This is a genomic window from Paraburkholderia caledonica NBRC 102488 (assembly GCF_000685095.1).
In the GTDB taxonomy this organism is placed as follows: Bacteria; Pseudomonadota; Gammaproteobacteria; order Burkholderiales; family Burkholderiaceae; genus Paraburkholderia; species Paraburkholderia caledonica.
In genome coordinates, this window is the sequence record NZ_BAYE01000014.1 from 71,850 (window position 1) to 90,738 (window position 18,889).

The following is an 18,889-nucleotide window of genomic DNA, read 5'->3' on the forward strand; positions in this document are numbered from 1 at the left end:
CGGGCAAATAATTCCCCGCCACGATGGAATAGCCAGATAGCGTGGAATGTTGTGTGAGTGCGGCGGACATCATGAGCGCCGCGCCACATTACTGGGGATTTCAAACATGCTCAAATCGTCTTTGTCGCGCCGTCGTCTGATGGCAACCGGATCGCTGGCGTCAGTCGGTGTGCTGCTTTCGAAGATGTCATTCGGCGCGAGCACGCAGGCCGCTGCGAAGGCTGCAAGCTCGCGTGGGGTGCCGGCGTATCTCGGCGCGTCGCCGCAAACTTTGCCGCCGTTGCCGTGGGCGGACAACGCGCTCGAACCGGTTATCTCGGCGCGTACGATCGGGATTCACTACGGCAAACATCATCGTGCGTACTTCGACAATCTGCACAAGCTGCTGGCCGGCACGCCGCTCGCCAATGCGTCGCTCGAAGAGCTGATCATGCAGTCGCACGATCAGCCGGCGCTCGTCGACGTGTTCAACAACGCAGCGCAGGCGTGGAATCACAATTTTTACTGGAACTCGCTCAGTCCGGATGCGAGCGCGCCGAGCGAGAAGCTGCAGGCGGCGATCCAGCGCAAGTTCGGCTCCACGGAAGCTTTGACCAAAGCATTGGTGGCCACTTCAGCGTCGCAATTCGGCAGCGGCTGGGGATGGCTGGTGGTCGATCGAGGCGAACTCGCGGTGGTGAAGACGAGCAATGCGGAAACCCCGTTCACGCGCGGTCAGGCGCCGCTGCTGACGGTGGATGTGTGGGAGCACGCCTATTACCTCGATTATCAGAATCGCCGGCCGGATTACCTGGTCGCGACCGTGTCGCGTCATTTGAACTGGGCGTTTGCTTCGGCGAATCTGGATCGGGTTTGATTCCAGCGCTTCAGCCCGTTCATTGAGATTCAGACCGCACACCGCCGCAATGGCGGTGTGCGTCGGGAAGTGCCTGCTGTATGGCGTTTTCTCTGGAATGGATGGCCCACGAGCTTGGGCACGCACCTGTCCTTCCATTCGTTCCCAAAAAAAGTGCCTGTTCCCCGTCGCGAAAATCCGTGTAGGATACTGTACATCCATACAGGTTTTTTCGTCCATGACTGCCTCTTCTCCACCGCCCGAAGCGATACACCCGTCCCTGTGGCGGGCGTCCCAGCTTGCGCGCGGCCGGGGGCAGGTGGTCGACACCGGCTACCCGGCGCTATCGGCTGAACTGCCCGGTGGCGGCTGGCCAGTGGGCGCACTGGTCGACCTGCTCGTGCAGCAGCCGGGTGTAGGCGAGCTGCGGTTGCTACGACCCGCACTCAGTGCAGCCGGCAACCGGCCCATCGCGTTCGTCCAGCCCCCGCATACACCGGACGGCCTCGGGCTCAGCTACATCGGCCTGTCGCTTGAGCAGGTGCTGCGCGTCAAGGCGCAGAAAACGGCGGACGCGCTGTGGTCGGCAGAACAGATTCTGCGTGCCGGCAGTTGCGGTGCGCTGATTTTCTGGGCGCAGTATGCGCAGGCTTCGTCGCTTCGGCGCCTGCATCTGGCGGCGCAGTCGTCGGAGACGCTTTTCGTCATGGTGCGGCCGCTCGCGAGCGCTCAGGACGCCTCGCCGGCGCTATTGCGGCTGGCGCTCAAACCATCTGCCGACGGCCTGACCGTCGACATCGTGAAACGACGAGGGCCCTCGCGCGCGGAGCCCCTGTCGATTCCCCTTCAACCCACTCCTGTTCTGCTGTCACGACATGCGCGTCTTCCTCGCCGTTCACCTGCCGAAGTTGCCGCTCGAAGTTTTCAGGCCGAAGTGGTCGCCTGAGCCCGCTCACGGCAGTGTCGTGCTCGAGAAGGACAAGGTCGTGATTGCGGACAGCGTCGCGCGCGCGGCCGGAGTGAGGCTTGGCATGAAACGCGGGGGCGTGCTCACGCTGTCGCCCGAGACAGACATGCACGAACGCGACTTCGCCCGCGAGCAGTCCGCACAACGCGAGGTCGGCATCGCGCTAATGCGCTTTTCGCCCGAAGTCGCGCTGCTCGATGAAGCGACTGTCGTCGTGGAAATAGGCGCGAGCCTGCGCCTCTTTGGCGGACTGCTTGCGCTGTGCCGCGAGGCGAAGGCGCTGCTTGCCACGCTCGGTCTCACCGCGCGTGTGAGCGCCGCGCCGACCGGCCAGGGCGCGTGGCTGCTGGCGCGATATGCGAAGGGGCGGGGCGCGAGGCGCGTGCTGAAGCTGTCCACGCTCGAGCAGCGTCTCGCCGCGCTGCCCATGGTCGCGGTCCCCGAAGTGCGCGAGTTCGCCGACTGGTTCGCCGGGCTCGGCTGCGAAACCATCGCCGACATCCGCCGGCTGCCGCGCGCCGGGTTGCAGCGGCGCTGCGGCGAGCACCTGCTCGATTCGCTCGACCGCGCATTTGGCACCGCGCCGGAACTCTTCGACTGGCTCGAACTGCCGCCCACGTTTTCCGCGCGCATCGAAATGCCCGACCGGCTCGAACATGCGGACGGCGCCGTGTTCGGCGCGCATCGGCTGATCGTGCAGTTGTGCGGCTGGCTCTGCGCAAAGCAGTTGGCGCTCACCGCAATACGTTTGTTGCTGGAGCACGAGCGGGGGCGCGACGCCATTGAACCCACCACCATCGACATTGCCCTCGGCGAACCAACGTGGCGTGAAGAACACCTGGTGAGGCTGCTGAAGGAGCGCTTGCATCGCATCGAGCTCACTGCGCCGGTTATCGCATTGCGTCTGGATGCCTCGAAAGTGGAGTCCGCTGCGCCGGCTTCCGATACGCTTTTTCCCGAGCCCGGCGGCTCGAAGGAAGATCATGCACGGCTACTCGAACTGCTGGTCGCCCGGCTAGGCGACGAGAACGTGCTGCGGCCCGCGCCGAGCCCCGACCATCGGCCGGAAGTCGCCAACTGCTGGGTGCCGGTGACGCAACCGGTGAAGCCCGCAGTCATACCGGAAGGCTTGCCGAGGCCCACGTGGATGCTCGATACGCCGGTGCGCTTAATCATGCGCCAGCATCGTCCGTTCTATGGCTCGCCGCTGCGCATGGTGTCGCCGGGCGAGCGTATCGAAGCGGGCTGGTTCGACGGTGAACTCGTGACGCGCGACTACTTCGTCGCTCAGGCCGACGACCAGAGCTGCTACTGGATTTACCGCGAACGTGTCAGCAGTCGCGACGCCGAAGAAGACCAGCGGTGGTTCCTTCATGGCCTTTTCGGATGACGCGCCATGGACACCACCTTCAGCATGCTGCCGGCGTATGCCGAGCTTTTCTGCCTCTCCAATTTTTCGTTTCTGCGTGGCGCGTCGCACGCCGAGGAACTCGCTGAGCGCGCCGCGCAACTGGGCTACTCGGCACTTGCGATTACCGACGAGTGCTCGCTTGCCGGTGTGGTGCGCGCGCACGTCGCGGCGAAAGAAGCGAAGCTGCCGTTTATCGTCGGATCCTACTTTCGTCTGGTGAACGCCGACGGCTCGCCGGCATTCGGACTCATCCTGCTGGCGAAAAATCGCGAGGGCTACGGCAATCTGTCCGAACTCATCACGCTGGCGCGTACACGCGCGCCGAAGGGCGAATACCGGCTCACGCCGCAGGACCTGTCGCGACCGGAGAAGGAATACCGGCACCTGCTGGGCCTGCCGGACTGCCTGGCCATTCTCGTGCCGACCTTCCCGGCAAAAGAGGATGTGCTCAATGCCCAGGTCGAATGGCTGGACGAGACATTTCCCGCACGCGCGTGGGTTGGCCTGGTGCTCCATCAGCGGGCGATGGACGACATTCACCGCGGCGCGGTCGAATTCGTCGCGCGCAACCGGGACGTGCCGGTGGTCGCACTCGGCGAAGTGGTCATGCACGTGCGTTCAAGAAAACCGCTGCAGGACACGATAACCGCCATTCGCGTCGGCAAGCCGGTTCATGAATGCGGATACGAGCTTGCGCCGAATGCGGAGCAGCACCTGCGCTCGCGGCTGCGGCTGGCCAATCTGTATCCGCCGGAGGCACTTGCCGCGACCGTCGACATTGCCGCGCGCTGTACCTTCTCGCTCGACGAACTGCGCTACGAGTATCCCGACGAACTGATACCGCCCGGCTTCACGCCGACCGCCTATCTCCGGCAGGAGACGTACATCGGCGCGCAACGGCGCTTTCCGTCGGGTATTCCGCACCACGTGCAGGAGCAGATTGAGCACGAACTTGAACTGATTGCCGACCTGCAATATGAACCGTACTTCCTGACGGTCTACGACCTGGTCCGCTTTGCGCGCAGTCAGCACATCCTGTGTCAGGGACGCGGATCGGCGGCCAATTCGGCTGTCTGCTATTGCCTCGGCGTGACGGAAGTGGACCCTGCGCGCGGCAACATGCTTTTCGAGCGTTTTATCTCGAAAGAGCGCGGGGAGCCGCCTGACATCGACGTCGACTTCGAGCATCAGCGGCGCGAAGAAGTGATTCAGTACATCTATCGCAAGTACGGTCGCGACCGCGCGGCGATTGCCGCTGCGGTCTCGACGTATCGTGCGCGTGGCGTCTTGCGCGAAACGGGTAAGGCGCTCGGCGTCGATATGCAGATAGTCGATGCGGTCGCCAAGTCGCATCACTGGTTCGATAACAGTGCGGACCTGCTGAAGCGCTTCGAGGAATGCGGGCTGAACCCGCAAACGCCGCTCATCCGCGCGTGGGCCACGCTCGCCGCGCAACTGTATGGCTTTCCGCGGCATCTGTCGCAGCACTCGGGCGGGTTCGTCATTAGCCGTGGCAAGCTCACGCGCCTCGTTCCCGTTGAGAACGCCGCGATGGCAGAGCGCAGCGTCATCCAATGGGACAAGGACGACCTCGAATCGCTGGGGCTGCTCAAGATCGACGTGCTTGCGCTCGGCATGCTGTCGGCCATTCGGCGCACGCTCGACCTCGTGTCGGAGCAGCGCGGCGAGCGCTTCGAGATGCAGGACATTCCCTCAGAAGACGATGCAACCTACGACATGATTTCCGCCGCCGACACGGTGGGCGTCTTCCAGATCGAGTCGCGCGCACAGATGTCGATGCTGCCGCGCATGCGGCCTCGAACGTTCTACGACCTGGTGATCGAAGTGGCCATCGTGCGGCCGGGTCCGATTCAGGGTGGTGCGGTTCATCCGTATCTGCGCCGTCGCCAGGGCTTTGAGCCGGTCACCTATCCGAGCAAGGATTTGGAGACCGCACTGGGCCGCACGCTCGGCGTGCCGATTTTCCAGGAGCAGGTGATGCAGGTCGCGATTCTCGCCGCGGGCTTTACGGCGGGCGAAGCCGACCAGTTGCGGCGCGCAATGGCGGCGTGGAAACGCAAGGGTGGTCTCGGCAAATACTATGACCGCATTGTGCTCGGCATGCAGGAGCGGGGCTATGACCTTGCGTTTGCGGAAGCCATCTTCGAACAGATAAAAGGTTTTGGCGAATATGGTTTCCCGGAGAGTCATGCCGCGAGTTTCGCGCTGCTCGTGTATGCGAGCAGCTGGCTCAAATGCCATGAGCCCGAGGCATTTCTGGCCGCCATGCTCAACAGCCAGCCCATGGGCTTCTACTCGCCATCGCAACTCGTGCAGGATGCGCAACGGCATGGTGTCAGCGTACTGCCAGTCGATGTGACTATCAGTGGGTGGAACTCGTCTCTTGAGCGTATTGCGGATGCCGCACGGCCTGCGGTGCGTCTGGGTCTGTCGCTGCTACGTGGCATGAAGGAAGGCACGGCCGAGCGGATTGAGAATGCGCGTGCGGTGCGCCCGTTTGCAAGCGCGAAAGACCTCGCGCGTCGCGCAGCGCTCGATCGCCGGGACCTGCATATCCTGGCGGACGCCAATGCGCTGACCTCGCTTGCCGGCAACCGGCGCGAGGCGCTATGGCAGTCGGTCGCTGCCGTGCCGGACAAAGACATGCTTGCAGTCGCGGCCGTCGAGGACGAAACGCCCGAACTCGGCGCGCCCTCCGAAGCACACGACATCGTGGCGGATTACCGCTCAGTGGGCCTGACGCTCGGCCGCCATCCGCTGGAACTTTTGCGCCCGCAGTTGCTGGCAAACCGGTTAATGCCGGCTGCGACGCTGCGCACTTATCGCGACGGCCGGCTTGCGCGAGGCTGCGGTCTCGTCACCGTGCGGCAGCGTCCCGGCACCGCGAAAGGCGTGGTGTTCGTGACAATCGAAGACGAAACGGGCAACGTGAACGTCATCGTGTGGCCAAGCCTGCTCGAGAAGCAACGCAAGGAAGCGCTCAGTGCGTCGTTGCTGGCTGTCTATGGAGTATGGCAATGTCAGGGCGAGGTCCGGCATCTGGTGGCACAACGGCTCGTCGATATGTCGCATCTGCTGGGCGGGCTGCATTCCGTTAGCAGGAATTTTTGCTAAGACGTTTGTGCGCTTCGAAAGGCGTTCGACATTGAGCGCATGCCTGCAGAGCACAAAATCGGGGTATCCGGTTCAGGTGGATGTATCGCCGCGCCACGGGAACGCGGCCAACACCTCGCGTATCGCCGTATCGAACGGCGTGCGGCGGCCGATCCCGAGTTGCTCCAGCCGGTCCGACGCCAGGTGGCAATTATGCGGACGCGGCGTCGCATCGGTCGGCGTGTGTTGCGGCACGAGCCGCGCGTCGAGTTGCAGCGCTCGCGCGAGGCGCATGGCGATCTCGTACTTGGTCATCGGTTCGTCGCCCGACCATTGCACGATGCCGCGAATCGCGTCACCCGCTGCGTGACGCTCGAGCATCTGCCGTATCACGAACGCGACGTCCGGCGTGAAGGTTGGATAGCGGATCGCCCATGCGTCCATGCTGGCCGCTTTGCCCTGCGCCGATGCCGACGCGGCAATGGCCGGCACGAGACTCGTCACGGCGGATTCCGCCCAATCGACAATCGGCCCGTACAGCAGCGGCAAGCGCAGCACGCAGCCCAGGTCGGTCGTGTCGGTCAACGCCTGCTCGCCGTCCAGCTTGCTGCGCCCATATGCATTGAGCGGCGCCGGTGCGGAATCCGGCCGATAGGGCGGATGCGTGCCGTCGAAAACGTAGTCGGTGGAAATGGACAGCGTCCATGCGCCTCGCCGGTGCGCGGCGGCGGCGAGCGCGCGCACGGCATCCACATTGAGCGCGCGGGCCACTTCCGGCTGACGCTCGCACACATCCGGCCGACGCTCGGCGGCGGCAATCACGAGCGCATCCGGCGCTTCGCGCTCGACAAACTGCTCGACTGCCCGCGGATCCCGGACATCGAGCGTGACGGTATTCGGCGCTGGCCGGCTGAAGGCAGTGCCGACGACTTGCCAGGCCGGCTGAGCCGCCAGTTCGTCGACGACAGCGCGACCAAGCAGGCCAGAAGCTCCTATGACAGCGACCTTGAACATGATCCGCGTTCCCCTTAGCTCGCTGCGCCGGGCGACACGCCTTTGACCGTGTAGCCGGCCTCGTCGATGGCGGCCTTCAATGCGTCGACCGATTGCGTCGACTCGACCGCGACCCGGCCCGCCGCGAGATCTACCTGCACTTGCGCGGCTTCGTCGTGCTCGCGAATAGCGTTGGTGACTGCCGCAACACAATGCTGGCAGCTCATGCCTTCAACCTGGAATTCGGTTTTCATCGGAATTGCCTCGGGGAAATGTCGGTTGCGATGATTGAATTATGCCTTCCTGACCAGATTTAGGTGGCTGACCTTCCCATCATGGGAAGGTGTACGATCGACGCATTGAGTGGGGAAACAGTGATGAACATTGGTGAAGCGGCCCGCGCGTCGGGCGTCACGGCGAAAATGATTCGCTACTACGAAAGCGTCGGCTTGCTCGCGGCGAAATCCCGTACGACCGCCGGCTATCGTGTCTACGGTCCGCAGGAGGTGCATTCACTGCGCTTCATTCGCCGGGCGCGTCGACTGGGCTTTCTTGTGGAAGACATCCGGCGACTGCTCGCGCTGTGGCACGACCGCACGCGTGCGAGTGCCGAAGTGAAGGCAATCGCGCTGGACCACGTGGCCGAACTCGATCGACGCATTGCCGAACTCACCGATATGCGCGACACGCTGGCGCATCTTGCCAACCATTGTCACGGCGACGACCGTCCGGAATGTCCGATCATCGAGGGGCTTGCGGACGTCGGCATGGTTTCGGCGGAGAGCGGGAACGCTTGCAAGGGGTTCTCGAAGGCCGAAGTCAACGTGTAGTGGCATGAGGCGGCGATGCGTTGGTTTATGCACCTAATGTGTGCATGAAGTTAGTCTCCTTCGTACTTTGTGGTCTACTGGCTTCCGCGTGACCTAATCAAATCAACGTGCTTTATGCACTACCCATGTGCAGCATTCCAATTTGGAATGCACATCATGCGAGCATTTCACTGGCGCGGTTGCACCATCAGCCTATAATCCGGGTTAACCCTTTTACGGGAAATCCCTGATGCCCGATCCACCGGGGATTCAATCTGATCCTTGGAGAACATCATGTTTGCATACGTCCTTGAAAAACTGAGCACCTGGTTTGAAACTGCAGAGCGCGACCGCCGTGAAGCGTATCTGGCTTCGTCGTCGGATATCGTTCAGCTCGAACAGCGCATCCGCTCGCTCGAAGCCAACGGTTATTCGCTGTAAGCTTTTTAGGCGAGCGTCTTTTGCCGCCACAGTAGTTCAGAAGTAGCTGTTAAGTGTGAGCCCCGTCTTTTGCGGGGCTTTGTCACATCTGGGCGCCACGTTGTCCTCAAGGCGTCGCAAAACTCGAGGTGGCGAATATCGACTAGCGGGGAAGCCCGCGTCGCGGTAAGGTAAAGCGTTTTTCAGCGCAATCCGGCCTTCCCGGCTCAATCGGTCCGCCCCATGTCTTCGACCCATTCGTTCAAATTCTCTCTGACCGCCATTGCAGTTTTGTTTGCCACGGCTTGCGCCGTGTCGAGCGCGTCTGCTGCGTCGAGCAATAGCCGCAAGCCTGTGATCCTCGACTCGCAGAATGGAATCAGCGACGGGCAGAGCGGAACCGTCCTGCAGACAGCGCCGCTATCGCGGCAACCCATCGTCGAAGCACAACCTATCGCTACGCCTACCGAACTGGCGCCGAATTCATCCATGCCGATCGTCGTCGCGCCGTATATCCAGTTGCCCGTCGGCGGCGGTGGTGTCGCACCGCAACCTCAGCCGTATCCTCAACCGTATCCCGTGCCTCGGCCCGCTCCGCGTCCGCAATAGCTGAGTCGCGCCGATCCTGCCCGTAGCTTGCTGCCCGGAAGTCCGCGCGAAACGCGGCGCCGCGAATTCGTGCGCCCGCGCCTGGCCATTGGGGTTTGGGCGCATGGCGCGCCACCAGTCGGGCGACGACAATCCTCAAGCGGTCTCTGCCGCAAAGTCGCGCCGACAGTCCCACAGGGGCGGCCCGGCAACCAGATTGAACGAGAACATACAAAAAGGAGACGTCAAATGCCCAATCACTGGATGCGGCGCGCCGCCGTTTGCGCCACGTTGTTCGCCCTTGCCGCACTGCACGGCGTGGCGTCCGCGAAAGACGTCCCCGAAAAGCCGGCACTGACAATGGCCGTTGGCGGTCTGCCGGGTCTTTACTACTTGCCGGTGCTCACGGCCCAGCAGTTGGGCTTTTTCAAGGACGAGGGTCTCGAGGTCACGCTCGAAGATTTCGCGGGCGGCTCCAAAGCACTCGAAGCGGTGGTGGGCGGCAGCGCGGATATCGGCGCCGGGGCATTCGAGCACACACTATTCATGCAGGCGAAGGGCCAACGCTACCGGGCCTTTGCGTTGATGGGCCGCGCGCCGCAGATCGTCGTTGCCGTATTGACGTCGAAGGCAGACAAGATCAAGACGCTTGCCGATTTCAAAGGCGCAAAGGTCGGCGTGAGCGCGCCGGGGTCATCGACCGATCTCGTGCTGACTGTCGCCTTGCGCAAGGCCGGCGTGCAGAGGAGCGACATTGCGGCGATCGGTGTAGGCAGCGGCGCAACCGTGCTCGCGGCGGTGAGCAACGGTCAGATCGACGCGCTATCCAACGTCGATCCGATGATGACGAAGCTCACACGCAGCGGCGCAATCAAGGTGCTGGTGGATACGCGCACCGTGAAAGGAACGCAGGAGGTGTTCGGCGGAACGATGCCGGCGGCCACACTGTATGCGCCGGAGAGTTTCATTCAGAAATACCCAAAGACGACGCAGGCGCTCGCCAATGCCATCGTGCGCGCGGATCACTGGCTGCAGACCGCGAGCGATGCCGATCTGCTGAAGATGGTGCCGCCGGCCTATCTGTTAAACGATTCCTCGCTCTATGTCGAGGCGTTCCACAATGTGCGGGACGCTTATTCGCCAGACGGCCTGATGCCCGCCGACGGCCCGGAGACTTCGTTGCGCGCACTGGCGTCGTTCGATAACCGGCTCGATCCGAAAAAGATCGACCTGAACGCGACCTATACCAACGACTTCGCCCGCAGGGCCGCGGCACAACTCAAGTAACAGCGTGGCGAGGGCGCGCCATTCGACTATGCGCAACCTCGCCTGGCGTCAATCGCCGCGGTATTCGACCTTGAACTGCGCGGCCTTGTCCTCACCGAGCGTTTTCACCAGCCAGGGCATCTGATCCTTCAGCATCTTCGGCAGCGTGTACGGCGGATTCAGGATAAACATGCCGCTGCCGAAAAGCCCGAATCCGTCCGTGGGCGGATTGCTCACCGTGAGGCTGACGTGCAGCCAGTTGCGCTCCTGCAGCTTTTTCAGCTGGTCGGGAAAGCGTTGCGATTCGGGGCGCTTCACTTGCGGATACCAGACAGCGTAGGTGCCGGTGGGGAAGCGCTTCAGGCTCTCTTCCACGCACCGCAGCGTGCGCGTGTAGTCGCGCTTGTCCTCATAGGAAGGATCGAGCAGTATTAGCGCACGGCGCGGGGCCGGGGGCAGCAGCGCGAGAATGCCGTCGAAGCCGTCGCCCGCGTATAGCATCGCGCGCCGGCCCGCATCGCGGAAATTGTGACGCAGCACGTCGATCTCAGTGGTGTGCAACTCGAATAAACGCATACGGTCCTGCTCGCGCATCTGGCGCCAGGCGATATACGGCGAGCCGGGGTAGAAGCGCAGCTGGCCGTCGGGATTGAGCGCGGCGACTTCATCGACATAGTCGGAGAAGAGCGACGGGAGATCGTTGCGCTCCCACAGCCTGGCGATGCCTGTCTGAAACTCGCCGGTCTTGACCGCATAGCCTTCCTGCAGCGAATAGACGCCCGCGCCGGCATGCGTGTCGATATACCAGTAGGCTTTGTCCTTCTGACCGAGATAGCGCAATAGCTGCAACAAGACCGCGTGTTTGAGAACGTCGGCGTGGTTGCCTGCATGAAAGGCGTGGCGATAGCTGAGCATGATGAGGAGATGCAGAAAGAGGGCGCGCCGTTCCCGGCTGGAGTCGGCGATGCGGATGCATTGCGGCGGCACGCCGGCACAGAACGCCGATGTGCCGCGCGGTCGCGTATTGTACGCGACGCCGCGCGCGTCGCAGTGAGTTGCGGCGGCGTTACCGTGCGCGTTGTCGGATTGCGCTGTTCCGTGCACAACCACGACCGCAACCACGATCGCGACCACGACCGCGACCGCGACCGCGACCTTGCCGCGGCCGTACCCAGACGTCCGACAGAGCGGCGTTAGTCGTGCACGTCTCCGAAAATACCTTCGATTCTCTCTTTGATCTCCGGCGTGATCTGCTGGGCGACCTCAGCCGATTTCATATTCTCGCTAATCTGCTCGACGCGCGATGCGCCTGTAATCACGGTGCTGACATGCGGATTCTTGAGAATCCATGCAATCGCAAGCTGGCCGACGGTGCAGCCCAGTTCGTCGGCCACTTCGCCCAGCTTGCCGACCACATTGTTTTTGCCTGCGTCGGTAACCTGTTTGCGCAGCCAGTCGTAGCCCTGCAACTGCGCGCGGCTGTCCGCCGGCACGCCGTTGCGATACTTGCCGGTGAGGAGGCCTGACGCGAGCGGGCTCCAGGTAGTCAGCCCCAGACCGATATCTTCGTAGAGACGCTTGTATTCCTGTTCGACGCGCTTGCGGTGAAACAGGTTGTACTGCGGCTGTTCCATGACCGGCTTGTGCAGATGGTGCCGCTCCGCGATGTCATAAGCGGCGCGGATTTCGTCGGCGCTCCACTCGGAGGTGCCCCAGTACAAGGCTTTGCCGCGCGTGATCATGTCGCTCATTGCCCATACGGTTTCCTCGACCGGCGTGTTCGGGTCCGGCCGATGGCAGAAGACCAGATCGACATAGTCGAGTTGCAGACGCTTGAGCGACGAGTCGATTGCGTTCAGCAGATATTTGCGGTTCAGCGTGTGGTACTGATTAGGCGCTTCTTCCAGGCCCCAGAAGAATTTCGTCGACACGACGTAGCTAACACGTGGCCATGCCAGTTCCTTGAGCGCCTGGCCCATGATTTCTTCCGACTTGCCGCCCGCGTACACCTCCGCGTTGTCGAAGAAATTGACCCCCGCATCGCGCGCGGCAGCGAGCGATTCACGTGCCGCGCGATGGTCGACCTGATTGCCGTACGTAACCCACGAGCCGATGGACAACTCGCTGACCTGCAGCCCCGAGCGGCCTAGACGCCGATAATTCATGCAATTCTCCTCGATAGTGAAGCGACCGGAATCCTGCCAGAACGCCTAGTTTAAATAGATAAGCCGGGGCGTGCTTTTTACCGATCGATTCCACACGGTTCATGCACAATAGCAGCATTGGCCGCAGTGCAACATCGGCCGAACGGTATAGGACAGCGCCTATGCGCGCCTATGCCATTCGGTCTACTTCTCGCTGCGCGCGGCTCGTGGTCTCATTGCTCATCAACTGCATGGAGGTTCTGGATGTCGTCACTGAACACAAATCTGAATGGCAAGGTCGCGGTCGTCACTGGCGCGGCGAGCGGCATCGGCAAGCAGATTGCGTTGACCCTTTCGGCTGCGGGCGCGGCTGTCGCAATTGCCGACCTCAACCAGGACGGCGCGAATGCCGTTGCTGAAGAAATCACGAAGGGCGGGGGCAAGGCAATCGGCATCGCAATGGATGTCACTAACGAAGACGCGGTGAACCAGGGCATCGACAAAGTGGCGGCAGAGCTGGGTTCGGTCGACATCCTCATTTCCAATGCCGGCATTCAGATCGTCAATCCGATCGAAAACTACTCGTTTTCCGACTGGAAGAAGATGCAAGCCATTCACGTGGACGGGGCGTTCCTCACCACCAAGGCGGCTCTCAAGCACATGTACAAGGACGATCGCGGCGGCATCGTGATCTACATGGGTTCGGTTCACTCGCATGAGGCGTCGCCGCTCAAGTCCGCTTACGTGACGGCCAAGCATGCGCTGCTCGGTCTCGCTCGCGTGCTCGCCAAGGAAGGCGCAAAACACAATGTACGCTCGCATGTCGTGTGTCCGGGTTTCGTGCGTACGCCGCTCGTCGACAAGCAGATTCCGGAGCAGGCCAAGGAACTGAACATCAGCGAAGAAGAAGTGGTCAAGCGCGTCATGCTGGGCGGTACGGTCGACGGCATTTTCACCACGGTGGAAGACGTCGCGCAAACCGTCCTGTTCCTGTCCACTTTCCCCACGGCTGCACTGACGGGCCAATCGTTTATCGTAAGTCACGGCTGGTACATGCAATAAGGAGGTGCGCATGGCGCAACGCAATCTCAAACGGGCGCGCCTCGGCGCGGCCGGTAATGAGGAAGGCGCAGGCGCCAGCGCGGCGTCCGCGTCGGCCCGCGGCAAGCGCGTCCAATTGCCGCCCTATGAAACCGTTGCGCTCACACTGCAAGGTGGCGGCGCGCTGGGCGCATATCAGGCCGGCGTTTTTCAGGGGCTTCATGAAGCAGGCGTCGAGCCGAACTGGCTGGCAGGCATTTCTATCGGCGCGTTGAATACGGCGATCATCGCCGGCAATCCGCCGGAAAAGCGGGTCGAACGGCTGCTGCAATTCTGGGAAACCATCTGCCAGCCGGCATTCGGTTTGCCGCTGCCCGCGTTCATTGAGCACGCGTTTTTCAATTCGAGCGACGCGGTGCGTAAGGCTTTCACGGCAACGCAGGCCATTGGCGCGCTCGTGGAAGGGCAGAAGGGCTTCTTTGTGCCGCGCTTCCCGCCGCCTTTGCCGACGGTGTCGGGACCGCCTCAAGCGGCCAGCTACTACGACACCGCGCCGCTCAAGGCGACGTTGGAAAGTCTGTGCGACTTCGACCGCATCAACTCACGGGAAATGCGTGTGTCCGTGGGCGCCGTCAATTGCGGCACGGGGAATTTTGCCTACTTCGACAACACGCAGACCACGCTGAGGGCTGAGCACTTCATGGCATCCGGTGCTTTGCCGCCCGGCTTCGCTGCTGTGGAAATCGACGGCCAGTATTACTGGGACGGTGGCTTGATGTCGAACACGCCGCTCTATGAGGTGATTCAAACCACGCCGCGGCGCGACACGCTGGCGTTCCAGGTCGATCTGTGGAGCGCGATCGGGCCTGTGCCCGACAACATCACCGACGTGCAAGGGCGCATGAAAGATATTCAGTATTCGAGCCGCACGCGTCTTGTGACCGACATGCTGCAACGCTCACAGCGTTTCCGGCACGTGCTGCGTGAGGTGCTGGACCGGGTCTCGCCGGACCAGCGCGACGATCCATGGTGCAAGCTGGCTGAAGACCTGTCGTGCTCGAAGCGCTACAACGTGATTCATCTCATCTACCGGCAGAAGGAATACGAAGGGCACTACAAGGACTTCCAGTTTGGCCTCTCGACCATGCGGGAGCACTGGGAAAGCGGACTGGCAGACATCCGCCATTCGCTTTCGCAGCCGGATTGGCTCGCCATGCCGGATAACGACGCGGGCTTCGTCACGCACGACATTCATCGCGACTCGCGCTGACATCATCCGCCAACACGGAGTCCACAAACGAGAACGGCACCCTCAAAGGGGCGCCGTTCTCACATTCGGCTTCAACCGAATCAACCAGAGCGCGCGGCATCGCGCGCCTTGGAAAAGGCTTTACTTCAACACGTGAGCAATCGCGTTGGCCACCACGTCGAGGTTGCGCGTATTCAATGCAGCGACGCAAATGCGGCCCGTGCTGACGGCGTAAATGCCGAACTCCTCGCGCAGACGGTCCACTTGCGGCGCGGTCAGGCCTGAGTACGAGAACATGCCGCGCTGCGCATTCACGAAGCTGAAGTCGCGATCCACGCCGCTTGCCTTCAGGCGTTCGACGAGGCCATTGCGCATTGCGCGAATCCGATCACGCATCCCCGCCAGTTCCGTTTCCCACGTGGCGCGCAGTTCCGGCGACGCGAGCACCGCGGCGACCACCGAACCGCCATGCGTCGGCGGGTTCGAGTAGTTCGTTCGAATCACGCGCTTGAGTTGCGACAACACGCGAGTAGCTTCTTCCTTGCTGCCGGTGATGATGGACAGCGCGCCGATACGCTCCCCGTACAGCGAGAACGACTTGGAGAACGACGACGAGACGAACACGTTCAGTTCGGAGGCCGCGAAGAGTCGCACGGCCGCTGCGTCGGCTTCGATGTTGTCGCCAAAGCCCTGATAGGCGATGTCGAGGAACGGCACCAGATTGCGCGCCTTGACGACCTCGACGATCTGTTTCCATTGATCGACGGTCAGATCCACGCCCGTCGGGTTATGGCAGCAGGCGTGCAACACGACGACGGTGCCCGCTGCGTAGCTGTTCAGCGCGCTCAGCATGCCGTCGAAATTGACGCCGTGAGTGTGCGCGTCGTAATACGGATACGACACGACTTCGAAGCCCGCGGCTTCGAACAATGCGCGGTGGTTTTCCCAGCTCGGGTCGCTGATCGCGACCTTGGCGCCCGGATTCAGGCGCTTCAGGAAGTCCGCGCCGATCTTCAGCGCGCCCGTGCCGCCCAGTGCTTGCGCCGTCACGACGCGGCCCGCGGCGATCAGCGGCGAATCGTTGCCGAGCAGCAGCTTTTGCACGGCTGCGTCATAGGCGGCAATGCCTTCGATAGGCAGATAGCCGCGCGGCAACGCGGCTTCGACACGTGCCTTTTCCGCTTCGCGCACGGCGCGCAGCAGCGGGATCTTGCCTTCTTCGTTGAAATACACGCCAACGCCGAGGTTGACTTTGGTGGGACGCGTGTCGGCGTTGAAGGCTTCGTTCAGGCCCAGAATCGGGTCGCGGGGAGCAAGTTCGACGGCGGAGAACAGAGACATGGTGGGTGGGCAGCAGTAGTGAAAAGAGGGCAGCTACGAGCATGCGCGACCGTGCCGACTGCGTTTCATGCAAAACGCAAACGCCGGATGATGCAGAACGCGGACAGCCGCAAGCGAGCGCAACTTCGCATTGTAACGAATCTACGAACGTTTTTCGGACGAGAACGCCCCTTGGCGGACTTATTCGCTTGAAAAACGGGCAGGCCGTCGCTAAATGTCTAAAACCGACCGCATCACTCAGCGCTGCCAGCCTACGCAGATCCGCTTGGTCCGTCGCCGGTCCATCTCGATGCAACCCGTTAGAATAGTTTTTTGCCCAAGGCCGCTGCCGCCCCCATGTCCGAACAACATTTGACCGAAGTCGACGACGCGCTCGACGAATCCCGATTCGTCCGCTTCGAAGGCTCGCCGTTCCAGCTTTATCAGCCCTATCCGCCCGCCGGCGACCAGCCAACGGCGATCGAGACGCTCGTCGAAGGCGTCGAGGACGGCCTCTCGTTCCAGACGCTGCTCGGCGTGACGGGGTCGGGCAAGACCTTCACAATGGCCAACACGATCGCGCGGCTCGGCCGTCCGGCCATCGTGTTCGCGCCGAACAAGACGCTCGCCGCGCAGCTTTACTCGGAGTTCCGCGAGTTCTTTCCGCGCAATGCGGTCGAGTACTTCGTTTCGTACTACGACTACTATCAGCCGGAAGCCTACGTGCCGCAGCGCGACCTGTTCATCGAGAAAGACTCGTCGATCAACGAACACATCGAGCAGATGCGCCTGTCGGCCACGAAAAGCCTGATGGAGCGGCGCGATGTGGTGATTGTCGCGACCGTGTCGGCCATTTACGGCATTGGTAATCCGTCCGAATACCACCAGATGATTCTTACGCTGCGCACGGGCGACAAGCTCGGCCAGCGCGACATCATCGCGCGGCTCATCGCGATGCAGTACAACCGCAACGAGGCGGACTTCCAGCGCGGCTCGTTCCGCGTCCGAGGCGATACCATCGACATCTTCCCGGCCGAACATGCGGAAATGGCGGTGCGCGTGGAATTGTTCGACGACGAAGTCGAAACGCTACAACTCTTCGACCCGCTCACCGGACGGGTGCGTCAGAAAATTCCGCGTTTCACCGTCTATCCGTCGTCGCATTACGTGACGCCGCGCGACACCGTCGTGCGCGCGGTCGAAACGATCAAGGCCGAGCTGCGCGAGCGGCTGGAATTCTTCTATAGCGAAGGCAAGCTGGTCGAAGCACAACGGCTCGAACAGCGCACCCGCTTCGACCTGGAGATGCTGCAGGAGCTCGGTTTCTGCAAGGGCATCGAAAATTATTCGCGACACTTTTCGGGCGCGGCGCCCGGCGAGCCGCCGCCCACTCTGGTCGATTACCTGCCGTCGGACGCAATCATGCTGCTCGACGAATCGCACGTGCTGATCGGCCAGCTGAACGGCATGTACAACGGCGACCGGGCGCGCAAGGAAAACCTGGTGGATTACGGTTTCCGTCTGCCTTCCGCGCTCGACAACCGGCCGCTGAAATTCAACGAGTTCGAGCGCAAGATGCGCCAGGTCGTGTTCGTGTCGGCCACGCCGGCAGATTACGAAAAAAAGACCTCCGGCCAGGTTGCGGAGCAGCTCGTGCGTCCAACCGGACTCGTCGATCCGGAAATAGAGGTGCGCCCCGCGCGCAGCCAGGTCGACGACGTGCTCGCCGAGATCAACGAGCGCGTCAAGGCGGGCGATCGCGTGCTGGTGACCGTACTGACCAAGCGTATGGCCGAACAATTGACGGAGTTTCTCAGCGACCATGGCGTCAAGGTGCGCTATCTGCATAGCGACATCGACACCGTGGAGCGCGTCGAGATCATCCGCGACCTGCGGCTCGGCACTTTCGACGTGCTAGTCGGTATCAACCTGCTGCGTGAAGGTCTGGATATTCCCGAAGTGTCGCTCGTCGCGATTCTCGACGCGGACAAGGAAGGCTTTCTGCGCGCCGAGCGCTCGCTGATTCAGACCATCGGCCGGGCGGCGCGCAACGTGAACGGCAAGGCCATTCTGTACGCGGACAAGGTGACGGATTCAATGCGCCGCGCCATTGACGAGACCGAGCGGCGGCGCGCCAAGCAGATTGCGTTCAACCTCGAACGCGGTATTACGCCGCGCGGCGTGGTGAAGCGTATCCGCGACATTATCGACGGCGTGTACAACGTCGACGACGCCCGCGCCGAGCTGAAGGAACAGCAGACGCGCGCCAAATTCGAGGACATGTCCGAGAAGCAGCTGGCCAAGGAACTCAAGCGCCTCGAAAAACAGATGATGGAGCACGCGAAAAACCTCGAGTTCGAGAAGGCCGCGCAAACGCGCGATCAGCTCGCGTTGCTGCGTCAGCGCGTGTTCGGGGCGAATGTCGGCGACCACGTATCAGGCGTCGATTAATCGGCAGGACCATGCAGCGAAGAAGCAGTGAGGTTCCAGCGCAAAGGGCGCGGCAATGTGCCGCGCTTCTTTTTGCCGATGCGCGCACAAGACCATAAAGGGAATTGCCCGCAGGCGCCCGCCGCTTCAAGCCCACACCCTCTTTCTTAAGACATCCTTAAGCCCCTGCTGTCACAAGGCTCGGCGTGCGTCCGTATTTGTTCCAGCAAGCGAGAGATGATAAACTCGACCAATAGTGAGAATGGTTCGCATTAACGTTCATCTATGCGATCTGCTTCGGT

16 protein-coding genes are annotated in these 18,889 nt (G+C 62.1%); 11 read left to right on the forward strand and 5 right to left on the reverse strand.

Annotation, left to right across the window (positions count from 1 at the left end; genetic code table 11):
- Window positions 1–184: 184 nt before the first annotated feature.
- The 4 genes from BCA01S_RS24785 (at window position 185) to BCA01S_RS24800 (ending at window position 6,348) form a co-directional block, all read left to right on the forward strand.
- A complete protein-coding gene (locus BCA01S_RS24785; protein WP_425176066.1) occupies window positions 185–856 on the forward strand; it encodes a superoxide dismutase in 672 nt (223 codons plus the stop codon).
- A gap of 217 nt (window positions 857–1,073) precedes the next feature.
- Window positions 1,074–1,781 carry a translesion DNA synthesis-associated protein ImuA gene (gene imuA / locus BCA01S_RS24790; protein ID WP_027779232.1) on the forward strand — a complete coding sequence of 236 codons (708 nt, stop codon included), beginning with the start codon at window positions 1,074–1,076 and terminating at the stop codon, window positions 1,779–1,781.
- Window positions 1,711–3,192 (forward strand): Y-family DNA polymerase, encoded by a 1,482-nt coding sequence (locus BCA01S_RS24795; protein WP_244145941.1) that lies wholly within the window; start codon window positions 1,711–1,713, stop codon window positions 3,190–3,192. The genes imuA and BCA01S_RS24795 overlap by 71 nt, the downstream gene beginning before the upstream one ends.
- 6 nt (window positions 3,193–3,198) lie before the next feature.
- A complete protein-coding gene (locus BCA01S_RS24800; protein ID WP_027779234.1) occupies window positions 3,199–6,348 on the forward strand; it encodes an error-prone DNA polymerase in 3,150 nt (1,049 codons plus the stop codon).
- 72 nt (window positions 6,349–6,420) lie between these two features.
- Here the strand turns inward: BCA01S_RS24800 and BCA01S_RS24805 are convergent, their stop codons facing one another.
- Window positions 6,421–7,341, reverse strand: coding sequence for a dTDP-4-dehydrorhamnose reductase family protein (locus tag BCA01S_RS24805; protein ID WP_027779235.1), 921 nt, complete (start codon window positions 7,339–7,341; stop codon window positions 6,421–6,423).
- Between the two features lie 14 nt (window positions 7,342–7,355).
- The gene (locus tag BCA01S_RS24810; RefSeq protein WP_027779236.1) at window positions 7,356–7,574 is read right to left on the reverse strand and encodes a heavy-metal-associated domain-containing protein; all 219 of its coding nucleotides are present in this window, start codon (window positions 7,572–7,574) and stop codon (window positions 7,356–7,358) included.
- Window positions 7,575–7,697: 123 nt separating this feature from the next.
- Here BCA01S_RS24810 and cueR point away from each other — a divergent pair, with 123 nt between their 5' ends.
- The 4 genes from cueR to BCA01S_RS24830 all read left to right on the forward strand — a co-directional run bounded on the left by cueR (window position 7,698) and on the right by BCA01S_RS24830 (window position 10,424).
- Entirely contained in the window at window positions 7,698–8,150 is a 453-nt protein-coding gene (gene cueR / locus BCA01S_RS35260) for a Cu(I)-responsive transcriptional regulator (protein ID WP_042319334.1), read from the forward strand.
- A gap of 273 nt (window positions 8,151–8,423) precedes the next feature.
- On the forward strand, window positions 8,424–8,570 hold the full coding sequence (locus BCA01S_RS37330; protein WP_020069992.1) for a DUF3563 family protein: 147 nt from the start codon (window positions 8,424–8,426) through the stop codon (window positions 8,568–8,570).
- Window positions 8,571–8,792: 222 nt separating this feature from the next.
- Window positions 8,793–9,158 carry a hypothetical protein gene (locus BCA01S_RS24825; protein WP_027779237.1) on the forward strand — a complete coding sequence of 122 codons (366 nt, stop codon included), beginning with the start codon at window positions 8,793–8,795 and terminating at the stop codon, window positions 9,156–9,158.
- Between the two features lie 228 nt (window positions 9,159–9,386).
- On the forward strand, window positions 9,387–10,424 hold the full coding sequence (locus tag BCA01S_RS24830) for an ABC transporter substrate-binding protein (protein WP_027779238.1): 1,038 nt from the start codon (window positions 9,387–9,389) through the stop codon (window positions 10,422–10,424).
- Window positions 10,425–10,472: 48 nt separating this feature from the next.
- On the opposite strand, the gene BCA01S_RS24835 is transcribed toward BCA01S_RS24830, so the two are convergent.
- Together BCA01S_RS24835 and BCA01S_RS24840 are read right to left on the reverse strand one after the other, a co-directional pair.
- The gene (locus BCA01S_RS24835; protein ID WP_027779239.1) at window positions 10,473–11,318 is read right to left on the reverse strand and encodes a 23S rRNA (adenine(2030)-N(6))-methyltransferase RlmJ; all 846 of its coding nucleotides are present in this window, start codon (window positions 11,316–11,318) and stop codon (window positions 10,473–10,475) included.
- Window positions 11,319–11,596: 278 nt separating this feature from the next.
- A complete protein-coding gene (locus tag BCA01S_RS24840) occupies window positions 11,597–12,568 on the reverse strand; it encodes a potassium channel beta subunit family protein (RefSeq protein ID WP_027779240.1) in 972 nt (323 codons plus the stop codon).
- Between the two features lie 243 nt (window positions 12,569–12,811).
- Between BCA01S_RS24840 and BCA01S_RS24845 the strand changes: the two genes are divergently transcribed.
- Window positions 12,812–13,609, forward strand: coding sequence for a 3-hydroxybutyrate dehydrogenase (locus BCA01S_RS24845; RefSeq protein WP_013587820.1), 798 nt, complete (start codon window positions 12,812–12,814; stop codon window positions 13,607–13,609).
- Between the two features lie 10 nt (window positions 13,610–13,619).
- Window positions 13,620–14,858, forward strand: coding sequence for a DUF3734 domain-containing protein (locus BCA01S_RS24850; protein ID WP_027779241.1), 1,239 nt, complete (start codon window positions 13,620–13,622; stop codon window positions 14,856–14,858).
- Between the two features lie 120 nt (window positions 14,859–14,978).
- On the opposite strand, the gene BCA01S_RS24855 is transcribed toward BCA01S_RS24850, so the two are convergent.
- A complete protein-coding gene (locus tag BCA01S_RS24855; protein ID WP_027779242.1) occupies window positions 14,979–16,178 on the reverse strand; it encodes an amino acid aminotransferase in 1,200 nt (399 codons plus the stop codon).
- A 336-nt stretch (window positions 16,179–16,514) separates the two neighbouring features.
- Between BCA01S_RS24855 and uvrB the strand changes: the two genes are divergently transcribed.
- Complete coding sequence (gene uvrB, locus BCA01S_RS24860; protein WP_020069985.1) at window positions 16,515–18,608, forward strand: excinuclease ABC subunit UvrB; 2,094 nt, start codon at window positions 16,515–16,517, stop codon at window positions 18,606–18,608.
- The last annotated feature ends 281 nt before the right edge of the window (window positions 18,609–18,889 follow it).

Coding starts and splice junctions, on each gene's coding strand:
- BCA01S_RS24845 (WP_013587820.1), top strand. CDS start 12,812: ATGTCGTCACTGAACACAAATCTGAATGGCAAGGTCGCGGTCGTCACT.
- BCA01S_RS37330 (WP_020069992.1), top strand. CDS start 8,424: ATGTTTGCATACGTCCTTGAAAAACTGAGCACCTGGTTTGAAACTGCA.
- BCA01S_RS24840 (WP_027779240.1), bottom strand. CDS start 12,568: ATGAATTATCGGCGTCTAGGCCGCTCGGGGCTGCAGGTCAGCGAGTTG.
- BCA01S_RS24785 (WP_425176066.1), top strand. CDS start 185: ATGTCATTCGGCGCGAGCACGCAGGCCGCTGCGAAGGCTGCAAGCTCG.
- BCA01S_RS24825 (WP_027779237.1), top strand. CDS start 8,793: ATGTCTTCGACCCATTCGTTCAAATTCTCTCTGACCGCCATTGCAGTT.
- BCA01S_RS24850 (WP_027779241.1), top strand. CDS start 13,620: ATGGCGCAACGCAATCTCAAACGGGCGCGCCTCGGCGCGGCCGGTAAT.
- BCA01S_RS24795 (WP_244145941.1), top strand. CDS start 1,711: ATGCGCGTCTTCCTCGCCGTTCACCTGCCGAAGTTGCCGCTCGAAGTT.
- BCA01S_RS24810 (WP_027779236.1), bottom strand. CDS start 7,574: ATGAAAACCGAATTCCAGGTTGAAGGCATGAGCTGCCAGCATTGTGTT.
- cueR (WP_042319334.1), top strand. CDS start 7,698: ATGAACATTGGTGAAGCGGCCCGCGCGTCGGGCGTCACGGCGAAAATG.
- BCA01S_RS24830 (WP_027779238.1), top strand. CDS start 9,387: ATGCCCAATCACTGGATGCGGCGCGCCGCCGTTTGCGCCACGTTGTTC.
- BCA01S_RS24800 (WP_027779234.1), top strand. CDS start 3,199: ATGGACACCACCTTCAGCATGCTGCCGGCGTATGCCGAGCTTTTCTGC.
- BCA01S_RS24855 (WP_027779242.1), bottom strand. CDS start 16,178: ATGTCTCTGTTCTCCGCCGTCGAACTTGCTCCCCGCGACCCGATTCTG.
- BCA01S_RS24835 (WP_027779239.1), bottom strand. CDS start 11,318: ATGCTCAGCTATCGCCACGCCTTTCATGCAGGCAACCACGCCGACGTT.
- imuA (WP_027779232.1), top strand. CDS start 1,074: ATGACTGCCTCTTCTCCACCGCCCGAAGCGATACACCCGTCCCTGTGG.
- BCA01S_RS24805 (WP_027779235.1), bottom strand. CDS start 7,341: ATGTTCAAGGTCGCTGTCATAGGAGCTTCTGGCCTGCTTGGTCGCGCT.
- uvrB (WP_020069985.1), top strand. CDS start 16,515: ATGTCCGAACAACATTTGACCGAAGTCGACGACGCGCTCGACGAATCC.